We start from the raw sequence: 11,945 nt of genomic DNA on the forward strand, positions 1-11,945 counted from the left end.
GTTGGGTGCTCCTTGAGGGTGACGCGATCCCAGACGGTGACCGGGTTTCCGTGCTCATCCACCGCAGACTTGCGCGAGGCAAAAGTAATGAGCGCGTCGGCTTCCACAACGTTGTGAAAATTCCGGATGACGGGGATGGGCGGCTGTGCATCTCCGCGGGTTCTGAAGTGCCACTGTAGATAGCCGATCCAGAGGACAAGGTCGGCGATGACGGCTGCGCGGGGATTTACTTCGATGCCGAGCAGTTGATGGGGATCGACGGTGAGGCCAGTGTGCTCCAGCACCTCCTGCGACTCGCCGAGGGTGTGCAGGGAATCGAGCACTTCGCCTTCGAGGCGCTTCATGTGTTCCAGAGCGACGTATAGAAAGTTTCCGCTTCCGCATGCGGGGTCGAGGACGCGGATGGCGCATAGCTGGCGGTGGAAAAGACGAGCCGCCTCGATAGCTCCTTCCTGATCGCCAGCGCTGAGCAGCTTGGTAATGACGGCCTGGGTGTTGCGCCAATCGTCGCGCAGAGGCTCGACAATGGTGGGCAGCACAAGGCGTTCAACGTAGGCGCGCGGGGTGTAATGCGCACCGAGAGCGTGGCGTTCGGCGGGGTCAAGAGCCCGCTCAAGCAGGGTGCCGAAGATGGCTGGTTCCACGTCGCGCCAGCGGGAGTTGGCTGCCTCGATGAGCAGATATATCTGATCGCTGGTGAGTGGAAGAGCGCGGGTGGACTGGAAAAGTCCGCCATTGAACTGCAGAACATCGCGGCGCAGGATGGGCGAAAATCCGCCGTCGTTCATGGTCTTCCAAAGCGACTCGACGACCGGCGGGAAGCTGGCTTCGTCGTGGTGGAGGCTTTCAAGCAGGTCGAGCCAGGAGCGCTCGGGAAGAAGGCCCACATCCTCGGCAAATGAAGTGAAGATGCACCGGGTGAGAAACTCGGCGACCTCTTTTGGCTTGTATTTCAGTTCGAGGTTACGGGCGAGAACGGCCAGCTTGCCCGCAACTTCACGGGTGACACGTGCCCGCTCTCGTGCGGGATCGAGGGAGTGGGGATCGAGCCAGACGGCGCGGAGGCGGTCGCGAATCTCAGGCTTCGCAACTTCTTCGAGACTGATGCGAAAGGTTCGCGGGTCGGGAAAGGGTAGATAGGCTTTTCCAGTCAGCGAGAAGTCGGCAAAGATCTCTATGGAATGGCCGACATCGACGACGATGAGAAACGGCGGCCAACCCTCTGATGCGGGGAGCGCTTTGGCGTAACGCTCCGCCTGTCCGCGTGCGGCAAGCATGGCTGCATCCCATCCGCGCGTGCCACGAACGGCGGTGCCGCGCTTCATCTTTCGTTTGGGCTCAATCGCGGCCAGCTCAAAGGATGTCTCCTGCACGGGGTTGCTGCCCTGCTTGGCTTCGAGCACAAAGCAGTTTCGCCGGTAGAGATCGATGTAGTTTGTGGTTGTCGAGCCGTCAAGTTCCTTGTAGTCCACGGCCTTGTCAATCACATAGGTATTGAGGCTCTCGTCGGCCTGACTTGGCTCAGGACGCGGAAGATCGAGGTAATCGCAAAGCTCAGACAGGAAGAGGGCATAGTTCGCGCGCTCGGAGGCGGACGACCGTTGCCACCGTTGAATGAAGTCTTCTTGAATTGGAGACGAAGGCCCAGACATTTTATTGATGGGCCTATTGTAGTGATTGGGTGTTCTTTACGGTTGTTGCTTATCAGAAGGGTTCAACTGTTGCCAACGGGCCGATGCGGTGATTGGTGGATCATGAGGGGGGAATGTGGCGAGAGCCCGGGGATTTGAGCCGTGATTGGTATGAATGTGAACCGGCCGATTACAAACGAGCGCTGGACTGGATGTGGGATCGTGCTTTCCCACCCAAGCTGCGCTTGGATCGGGCACCCAGATTTGATCGAGGTATGAGCATTTTCACAGCAGATCCTTCGCTGTGCTCAGGATGACAGTTCCTTTGGCAAGCGAAGGTCGTGGTCATGCGGAAATTCCTGGGTCGTGCCTAATGCGGAAGTTTCGAGTGAGGCGCATCGGCGGAGGACGGCGACGGCAAGGTGGTGGGGATTCAGATCGCGAGCGGCGAATGTGCGAGAACCCCGTCCCACTCATCGCGATGAAGCTGCGATGAATGGGGCACAGAGTGTGTCAGCTTTCAGCAAATGGCTGAGGACTGCGATCTACTTTTTGGCCTTTTCGTAGCGCCTGGTGACTTCGGACCAGTTGACTACGTTCCACCAGGCGGCCAGGTAGTCGGGGCGCTTGTTCTGGTATTTCAGGTAATAGGCGTGCTCCCAGACGTCGTTGCCGAGGATGGGGTAGAGTCCCTGGCTGAGCGGCGAGTCCTGGTTGGCGGAGGTAATTACCTTGAGTTTGCCGCCCTGGTTGACCAGCCAGCCCCAGCCGGAGCCGAACTGCTTGGCTGTGGTCTCATTGAAAGTTTTCTTGAAGGCTTCAAAATCGCCAAAATCTTTTTTGATCTGATCAGCGAGAGCACCGGTTGGTTCGCCGCCGCCACCGGATTTGGGCGAGGCCATGATGGTCCAGAACATGGAGTGGTTGGAGTGACCTCCGCCGTTGTTGCGGACGACACCGCGAATGTCTTCGGGTACGGCATTCAGGTCGCTAATGAGGTCATCCACAGATTTCGCGGCCAGAGTTGGGTGGTTGGCCAGCGCGGCATTCACATTGTTGATGTAGGCCTGGTGATGCTTGTCGTGATGCAGCTTCATGGTTTCCGCGTCGATGAAAGGCTCGAGGGCGGCGTAGTCGTAAGGAAGCGGTGCAAGTTCGTATGCCATCGGGGAAATCTCCTCAGTTGGGATTGTACTGTTTCAGTGGAGGGTCATCGCATGGGTCGTCGCGACGGGCATCCGGTGCGACAGACTCCGCAAGACAAGTGAAAATGAAACCAATCATTCATATCCGGGGGCGGTGCCCTATGGTTGGATGGATGCGGTAAGTCCTTGGCAGGGTTCGAAGTATTCGGCAGGAAAACGGAAACCTTGGGGCTGTTCGGGACATCCCTAGACACGTTGGACCCCGAAATTGAGCTTCCCTACGCGAAGAACTGGTGTGAATGCATGAATGATCGACTATCGTACCGCTGGCTCGACCAGCAGGGGGAAGCTTTTGGCGCGCCCGGACTGCTGCCGCGGTGGACCTCCAGCGTGAAAGACGCGATTGGAACCGCCTACTCCGCCTCGAGCCGAGCCTGGTTTACCTGCTCCCATGGGATTCTGAACGAGATTTACCACCCCACGATCGACAGCGCGCAGGTCCGCGATATGGGGTTCCTGATCACCGATGGCGAGACGTTTACGCACGAAGAGAAGCGCGACCTGGTGTCGACATTCGAGTACATTCACCCGGAAGCGCTGGGGGTGCGCTACATCAATCGCGACCCCGGGGGGCGTTACACCCTGACCAAGGAGATCATCTGCGATCCGCACCATAGTGTCGTTTTGCAGCGCGTTCGTCTGGAAGGCCACGAGGATCTGATCCCGCGGCTCAAGGTTTACGCGCTGCTGGCGCCGCATCTTGATGGCGGGGGCGCGGGGAATACGGCGCGGGCGCTGGATATTGCGGGGCAGAAGATGCTGCTGGCGTTCAAGAACCAGTGGTCGCTGGCGATGGGCGCCAGTTGCGGGTTCTCTCGCGTGAGTTGCGGGTTTGTGGGCTCGAGCGACGGCTGGCACGACTTGCGCGATAACTACCAGATGGATTGGGAATTCGGTTCGGCGACAAACGGCAATATCGCCATCTTTGGCGAACTGAACCTGGGTGCGGCTGGAACCGACGGTGCGCGCGAATTCACCCTGGCTTTCGGGCTCGGCGAGGGAAACCACACAGCGCTTCAGAAGACGGTGAGCGCGCTGGCTACGCCTTTCGATCAACATCGCGACCGGTTCATTGCACAGTGGCACCGGCTGGCCAATCCCGAGTGGCTGGCGGCGAAGGCGCGCGACGGCGGCAAACTGATGCGGGCCAGCCACAACGTGCTGCTGGCGCACGAAGACAAGACATTTTCCGGCGCGTTTGTCGCCTCGGCTTCGATTCCGTGGGGGCAGGCGCATGGCGATGACGACCTGGGTGGTTATCACCTGGTGTGGACGCGGGACATGGTGCAGACGGCGACGGCCCTGCTGGCCTGCGGGCGTGCCGAGACGGCACGGCGGGCGCTGGTTTACCTGGCGTGTACGCAAGAGCCGGATGGGGGATTCGCGCAGAATTTCTGGGTGGACGGGCGACCCTACTGGTCCGGTGAGCAACTGGACGAGGTGGCCTTCCCCATCATCCTGGCGTGGCGGCTTTGGAAGGCCAACGCTCTGGGCGAGATGGAGATCTTTCCCTTTATTGAACGGGCGGCCGGGTACCTGGTGCAGCATGCGCCCATCACCCATCAGGATCGCTGGGAGGAGAACGCCGGCTATTCCCCTTCGACGCTTGCGGCCGTGATCAGCGGTCTGATTTGCGCAGCAGAAATGGCGCGAGCCCACGACTCCATGGAGGTGGCCGTATTCCTCGAAGAGTTCGCCGACTGGATCGAGCGCCATCTGGAGGACTGGACGGTAACCAACAATGGCGTGCTGCTGGCCGAGGTCAAGCGGCACTACATGCGCATCAAGCCGCCGGAGAAGGGTGAAGCTTACGGCTGCGAAGACTGCGGAACCGAAATGATCCACATCAACAACAGGCCTCCCGGGGAGCGAACGGAGTTTGAAGCGCGCGAGATTATCGATGCGGGCTTTCTTGAGCTGGTTCGTTATGGGGTGCGGCGCGCCGACGATCCGCTGGTGATCGATTCGCTGAAGGTGGTGGATGCGGTGCTCAAGACAGATCTGCCGCAGGGACCGGGCTGGCACCGGTATAACTTTGACGGCTACGGGCAGAGACCCGATGGCGGGCCTTTCAAGGGATGGGGGAAGGGCCGGGTGTGGCCTTTGTTTACGGGCGAGCGCGCTCACTACGAGCTGGCCGCCGGCGCTGATCCTGCTCCCCTGATTGAAACGTATGAGCGGTTCGCAACCCTGGGTCAGATGATGCCGGAGCAGGTGTGGGACGAGGCGGACAGACCGGGCCTGGAAAAAGGGAAGCCGGCAGGTTCAGCTGTTCCTCTCGTCTGGGCTCACGCTGAATATCTGAAACTTCTACGCTCGACGGTAGACGGCAAAGTCTTCGACCGCATCGATAGTGTGTACGAACGCTACTGCGATCCTCGGGGCAGAAAGCAGATCCGCAGCAATCTGGAGTTCTATAGCCTCCGCCGGCCGATCGAGAAGATCACTGCCGGGGACACGCTGCGCATTCTCGACGATTCGCCGTTTGAAGTTATCTGGACGACGGACCAATGGAAGACAACGCAATCGACCATGGGCCACAGTCTTGGCAGCGCAGGCTACAGCGTGGATCTTTCCACCGCTTCAGACCTCGGGAGCGGTGGTCTATCATGGACTTTCCACTGGCGCGCGCAGAATCGCTGGCTCGGTTACAACGTGGAAATCAGCATCGAACCCCGGAATTAATTTCATCTTCCGCAGCTTTTCGAAAGGGATCACAGTTTTATGGCAACTCTCGCGGATCTTTCACTGGACGAACTTTCAATTGACACTTTGCGGTTGCTGGCTGTGGACGAGGTCGAGAAGGCCAATAGCGGCCATCCCGGCGCGCCGCTGGGCTGTGCGCCCATCGCCTATCTGCTGTTTCACAAATTGATGAAGCACAATCCTGCGAACTCGAAGTGGGCGGATCGCGACCGCTTTGTGTTGTCGAACGGACATGCGTCTGCGTTGCTGTACGCGACGCTTTTTCTCTCCGGGTACAAGGTGACGATTGAAGACCTGCAGGCCTTTCGCCAGTGGCACTCGCGCACGCCGGGGCATCCGGAATATGGCGATACCGATGGCGTTGAAGTGACGACAGGTCCGCTGGGTCAAGGTCTGGCGATGGCGGTGGGCATGGCGATTGCCGAGAAGCACCTGGGCGCCATCTACAACAAGCCCGGTTATGAAATTGTGAATCATCACACCTATGTGCTGTGCGGCGACGGCGATTTGATGGAAGGCGTTTCGCACGAGGCATGCGCGCTGGCGGGCACGCTGGCCCTGGGCAAGCTGATTGTGCTCTACGACGACAACCTGATCTCGCTGGATGGCCCGACGGAACTTAGCTACAACGATGATGTGCTGGAGCGGTTCGAGGCATACCACTGGCACACGCAGCGAGTGGCAGATGGCAACGATCTGAAGGCGATTGAAGCAGCGATTGAAGCGGCCAGGGCGGAGACGGGAAAGCCCTCGTTCATTGCGGTACGCACCGTGATCGGCTACGGCAGCCCGAAGGCCGGCACCAACAAAGTGCATGGCGAAGCGCTGGGACCGGCAGACACCGCGGCAACGAAGAAGTTTTTCGGATTTCCTGAAGACCAGAGTTTCTACGTTCCCGAGGATGCGCTGAAGAACTGGCGCAAGGCAGGTGATCGGGGCGCGACCGCAGAGGCTGAGTGGAAGAATCTTTTTTCGCATTATGCGTCTGAGTTTCCTGAACTGGCGGTTGAATTCGATCGCACCCAGAAAGGTCTGCGCAAAAAAGATTGGGCGAAGTCGATTCCTTCGTTCCCGGTGGATAAGAAGCAGGCTACGCGCAATGCGGGCGGGGCCGTGATGAACGCAATTGCGGAGAGTGTACCGGAGCTGTTTGGCGGTGCGGCGGATTTGACTTCATCGACCAAAACCATTTTTAAACCGGGGCAGAGTTTTCATGTCGATCCCGCGGGCCGCAATGTGTTTTTCGGCGTGCGCGAGTTTGGTATGTGCGCCGCGGTGAACGGGATGGCTGTGCATGGCGGGCTGGTGCCCTTCGGCTCGACGTTCTTTACCTTCTCTGACTATTGCAAGCCGGCGATTCGACTTGCCGCGTTGATGAAGGTTCACTCCATCTTTGTGTTCACGCACGATTCTGTGGGGCTTGGCGAAGATGGTCCGACGCATCAGCCGATTGAGCAACTGATGATGTTGCGCGCTGTTCCGGGGCTGACAGACTTTCGGCCGGCTGATGCCAATGAGACGGCGGCATGCTGGCGGCTGGCGCTCGATCGCACCACGCCAAGCTTCTTCGCGCTCACGCGGCAGGATCTGCCGGTGATCGACGCGTCAAAGCACGATGTCTACGGCGGCGTGAGCAAGGGGGCATACGTTCTGGAGGATGCGGCGAACGCGAAGGTAATTCTGATCGCTACCGGTTCCGAAGTTTCGACTGCACTTGATGCGGCGAAGGTGCTGTCGGGCCAGGGAGTTGCCGCGCGCGTAGTGAGCATGCCGAGCTGGCGGATTTTCGAAGAGCAATCGGCCGAGTACAAGGCAAGCGTGCTGACGGCGGGAGCGCCGAGGCTTGCGGTGGAGGCCGGCGCGACGCTGGGCTGGTGGAAGTTCGTTGGCCTGGACGGCGATGTTGTGGGTATCGATCGCTTCGGTGCATCGGCACCGGGACCGAAGGTGATGGCCGAGTACGGATTCACACCGGAGAATGTGGCGGCGCGCGCGAAGGCGCTGGTGAAGAAGTAGCTCAGTGAATAGTTGTCAGGCGTCAGGTTGAGGGAGTCCCATGAAGTTAGTTATCGCATCGGATCATGCGGGTTTCGAATTGAAGGAAGAAGTGCGCGCCTACCTGACGCGCGCCGGTCACGAGATGCTGGATCTCGGTGCATACAAGGTTGAGCCGCAGGACGATTACCCCGACTTCGCGGAGCGCGTTGGCGATGCGCTGATTGCAGGCGAGGCACCCCGTGGAATTTTGATATGCGGATCGGGCGTTGGCGTGAGCGTGGCAGCCAACAAGATGCCCGGCATTCGCGCCGGCATGTGCCACGATACGTACTCTGCGCACCAGGGTGTGGAGCATGACGACATGAATGTGCTGGTGCTGGGAGCGCGGATCGTTGGGTCATCCCTTGCCTACGAACTCGTGGACGCATTCATCAGGGCGAATTTTATTTCCAATGAGCCGCGGTTTACACGTCGCTTCAAGAAGGTGCTGGCGATTGAAGCGAAGTATCAATGCGGGCCGAAGTAAGTCGGGGACTCTGTTTTCTAAGTCACCAGGGACGGGCCGGTCACTGCCTGCCCACTGTCAACTGTTCACCGATCACTGTTTTTACGAGACGCCGATGTTCCCCTTCGACGTAATCCTCTTCGATGTTGGCGGGGTCCTGCTGACCAACGGCTGGGATCATCGCGAACGTGCGGCCGTTGTAGAGCTGTTTCATCTCGATCCGGCGGCTCTGGAAGACCATCACGCCAAGGCGTTCGAGCCGTGGGAGCGGGGCGAGATTAGTCTCGATGAATACCTGGATGCGGTGGTATTTTATGAGCCGCGCAGTTTTACCCACGCGGAGTTTTTCGCCGCGATGTGCGAGCAGTCCAGGCTGCTTGCCGATGGAGCGATGTGCATCCTCAAAGAACTCGCGGCATCAGACAAGTGTATGGTTGGCTCGCTGAACAACGAAGCTCGCGAAACGCATGAATTTCGCGTTGAGAAGTTTGGCCTTCGCCAGCATCTGAAGTTTACGTTCACTTCATGCTACCTGGGCATCCGCAAGCCTGATCCGCAGATCTACCGGCGGACGCTGGGCATTCTGGTCAAGAGTGCTGAGCGCTCCTTGTTTATTGATGATCGCCTTGAGAATGTCGCGGCTGCTGCCGCTGTGGGGATGAAGGCGATTCGTTTTACTGGCGCAGATGCTTTGCGGCGCGACTTGCAAAGCCTTGAAGTTTTGTAACGAGATTTGAAGGGAGAGCGATATGCAACTGGGATTAATTGGTCTGGGTAAGATGGGCGGCAATATGGCCGAGCGGCTGCGCCTTGGTGGGCACCAGGTGGTGGGATTTGACTTCAGCGCAGAGGCCGTGCAGAAGCTGACGGCGTCGGGCAACGTCGGCGTGAGTTCGCTGGAGGATATGGCGAAAAATCTGAAAGGCCGCAAGGCTATCTGGATCATGGTGCCGCAGGGGAAGCCGGTTGACGACACCATTGCCAAGCTTGAGCCGCTGCTGAATAAGGGCGACATACTGATTGATGGCGGCAACTCAAATTACAAGGATTCGCAGCGCCACTACAAGGAAGTTACTGCCAAGGGATTTCAGTTTGTCGACGTGGGCACGTCGGGCGGCGTATGGGGACTGAAAGAGGGTTACAGCATGATGATTGGCGGCGATAAGGAAGCCGTCGATTATCTGCGGCCGATCTTTGAAACGCTGGCGCCGGGAAAAGATCAGGGCTGGGGACATGTGGGACCGGCAGGTGCGGGGCACTTTGTGAAGATGGTGCATAACGGCATCGAATACGGCCTGATGGAGGCGTATGCCGAGGGCTTCACCATCATGGAGAAGAAAGAAGAGCTGAATCTCGACCTCGCGCAGATTTCGCAGATATGGCGTTTTGGCAGCGTAGTGCGCAGCTGGCTCCTGGATCTGACGGCCGACGCGCTGAGCAAGAACCCGACGCTTGAGGGGCTCGAGGCGTATGTTGCGGATTCCGGCGAGGGACGCTGGACGGTGTTTGAAGCGATTGATCTGAATGTGTCGGCGCCGGTGATTACGGAGTCGCTGATTCGACGGATTCGTTCGCGCGAGGAAAATAACTTCACCGACCGTATGCTGGCGATTATGCGCAATGCATTCGGTGGACATGCGGTGAAGACAGACTAGTGATCAGTGATCGGTGATCAGGGGTCAGAGATCGGCACGCAGGAGGTCGTCAGACTATGGCATCAGCAACTGTGCAGATGAAGATTCGGCCGGAGGATTTGTCGCAGGTTCCGAAGAGCGGCGAGCGCATTCCGAACCCGGGGATCCTGGTGATTTTTGGCGCCTCGGGAGATTTGACCAAGCGCAAGCTCGTCCCTGCGCTCTTTCACCTGGAGCAGGATGGGTTATTGCCACAGAATTTTGCGATTGTTGGTGTGGCGCGCCGCCCCCTGGGCGATGAGTTCGCTGCCGACATGCGCGAGGGGCTGATTGACTTCGGCGACGTGGACAAGGCTGACCCCAAGATGGACGAGTTCGTGAAGAAGATCAGCTACTACGCGTTGAGCTTTGATGATGCTTCGCATTATGCGGGCCTGAAAGCGGAACTTGATCGCATCGCGCAGGAGAAGAACATCGGTCCGGATCGCTTGTTCTATCTTGCGACCGCGCCGGAGTATTTTGCGCCCATTATTGAGAATCTTGGCGCGCAGGGAATGGCGCAGCCTGAGCAAGGACGTGTGGGCGTAGTGATCGAAAAGCCGTTCGGGCACGATCTCGATTCAGCGCGCGACCTGAATCACCAGGTGAATGCGGTCTTCCACGAGAACCAGGTCTTCCGTATCGATCACTATTTAGGCAAAGAGACGGTGCAGAACATTTTGGTGTTCCGGTTCGGCAACGGGATTTTCGAGCCGATCTGGAATCGCAATTACATCGACCACGTGCAGATCACGGCTGCGGAAACATTGGGCGTCGAAGGCCGTGGGCCGTTCTATGAGAAGGCTGGAGCGCTGCGCGATGTGGTGCAGAACCACGTGATGGAACTGCTGAGCTTTGTGACGATGGAGCCGCCGTCGAGCTTTGACGCTGAAGCTGTGCGTCGCGAGAAGGTCAAAGTCTGGCGGGCGATTCCCAGCATTCCCATCAAGGATGCAGTGCGCGGGCAGTACGGCCCTGGCGTTATAGAAGGCAAAAAAGTTGTGGGCTATCGCGACGAAGATCGCGTGAACCCCGAGTCAGGAACCGAGACCTATGCGGCAGTGAAACTTGGAATTGAGAATTGGCGCTGGGCAGGCGTGCCGTTCTATCTGCGCGCGGGCAAACGAATGAAGAAGCGCGCTACCGAAATCAGCATTCAATTCAGGCAGCCGCCGCTGCTGATTTTCAACCGCATGCAGTCGAGCGGGCCGTGCACGGATATCCAGCCGAACCTGCTGACGATTCGCATTCAGCCCAACGAGGGCATTGCGCTGCGGTTCGGGGCGAAGGTTCCGAACACGCCGAATATGTCAGTGTGCCCGGTGAATATGGACTTCGATTATGCGGCGGCATTCGGCACTTCGACGGCGAACGGGTACGAGCGGCTGCTGCTGGATGCGATGCTTGGCGACCAGACGCTGTTTGCGCATCGCGATGGCGTGGAAGTGACATGGTCGCTGTATACGCCGATTCTGGAAGCGTGGGCGGCTAAGAATCCCGAAGTGTTTCCGAATTATTTTGCGGGGACATGGGGTCCGGACTGCGGCGATCGGCTGCTGGAGCGCGAGGGGCACGTCTGGCGCAACAATATCGGGTGAGGACTTGCGATGCGGGTGGGGTGTATTGTTTCGCGGGTGTCTGCCCACCGCGCAGGATTCTTGTGTATTTCGTGCCGATGCCAAATGGATGGGAAAAGGAAATTTCAGCAGTCAACTTCCGAATTGGCGACCATCCAGACAGAACACGCTCGGACAGCTATCGATGAGTTGAATCCTTGCGCTTCAGAGGGACAAAGCTAATCAATGTTGCAACTGATAGGCAGCATATGACTGCGAACGGAATAGCATAGTTGCCTAGAAGAATCACTGCTCCGTGGTGTTTATCCGAAAGGGTCGGGGACCAGCTCACCCAGCCAGCAAGTCCGATGGCGAATTCGAAGGCGACTCCAGCCGAACACGCAGTCACCAGAGGACGTCAACCCTCACGACGGAAACGACGAACCAAAACCGCCACAGCGAGCCCCAAGAGCGCCCCAACAACAAATTGAACTGCGATAATGATCAACGCTGCGGTACTGTTGAGCAACTGGTCTCGACTCCCATTCAAAGCTTACAACCGTGAGGCGACAAAGGTGCCAGTGCTTTAAGAAGATCGGGAAAGAACCGTTAAGGGATCGTCCGCGCAAGGTGGTTGCGGATGTATCACCGCCTATGCGGAAGTTAAAGAC

At 58.4% G+C, this 11,945-nt stretch carries 8 protein-coding genes; 6 read left to right on the top strand and 2 right to left on the bottom strand.

Annotated features, from left to right (window positions below):
• Positions 1-1,652 (bottom strand): type IIL restriction-modification enzyme MmeI (locus WA354_RS18475; protein ID WP_472814493.1); only part of this gene is annotated, 1,652 nt, incomplete at its 3' end.
• Between the two features lie 524 nt (positions 1,653-2,176).
• A complete protein-coding gene (locus tag WA354_RS18480; protein WP_472814494.1) occupies positions 2,177-2,797 on the bottom strand; it encodes a superoxide dismutase in 621 nt (206 codons plus the stop codon).
• Positions 2,798-3,079: 282 nt separating this feature from the next.
• Here WA354_RS18480 and WA354_RS18485 point away from each other — a divergent pair, with 282 nt between their 5' ends.
• The 6 genes from WA354_RS18485 (at position 3,080) to zwf (ending at position 11,316) form a co-directional block, all read left to right on the top strand.
• A complete protein-coding gene (locus WA354_RS18485; protein ID WP_472814495.1) occupies positions 3,080-5,521 on the top strand; it encodes a glycoside hydrolase family 15 protein in 2,442 nt (813 codons plus the stop codon).
• A 39-nt stretch (positions 5,522-5,560) separates the two neighbouring features.
• Entirely contained in the window at positions 5,561-7,558 is a 1,998-nt protein-coding gene (gene tkt / locus WA354_RS18490; protein WP_472814496.1) for a transketolase, read from the top strand.
• A gap of 40 nt (positions 7,559-7,598) precedes the next feature.
• Complete coding sequence (gene rpiB / locus WA354_RS18495; protein WP_472814497.1) at positions 7,599-8,066, top strand: ribose 5-phosphate isomerase B; 468 nt, start codon at positions 7,599-7,601, stop codon at positions 8,064-8,066.
• A 94-nt stretch (positions 8,067-8,160) separates the two neighbouring features.
• Complete coding sequence (locus WA354_RS18500; RefSeq protein WP_472814498.1) at positions 8,161-8,772, top strand: HAD-IA family hydrolase; 612 nt, start codon at positions 8,161-8,163, stop codon at positions 8,770-8,772.
• A gap of 22 nt (positions 8,773-8,794) precedes the next feature.
• The gene (gene gnd / locus WA354_RS18505; RefSeq protein ID WP_472814499.1) at positions 8,795-9,700 is read left to right on the top strand and encodes a phosphogluconate dehydrogenase (NAD(+)-dependent, decarboxylating); all 906 of its coding nucleotides are present in this window, start codon (positions 8,795-8,797) and stop codon (positions 9,698-9,700) included.
• 56 nt (positions 9,701-9,756) lie between these two features.
• Positions 9,757-11,316, top strand: coding sequence for a glucose-6-phosphate dehydrogenase (gene zwf / locus WA354_RS18510; protein WP_472814500.1), 1,560 nt, complete (start codon positions 9,757-9,759; stop codon positions 11,314-11,316).
• Positions 11,317-11,945 lie beyond the last annotated feature (629 nt).

This window comes from Occallatibacter sp. (assembly GCF_049802275.1).
Classification (GTDB): Bacteria; Acidobacteriota; Terriglobia; order Terriglobales; family Acidobacteriaceae; genus Telmatobacter.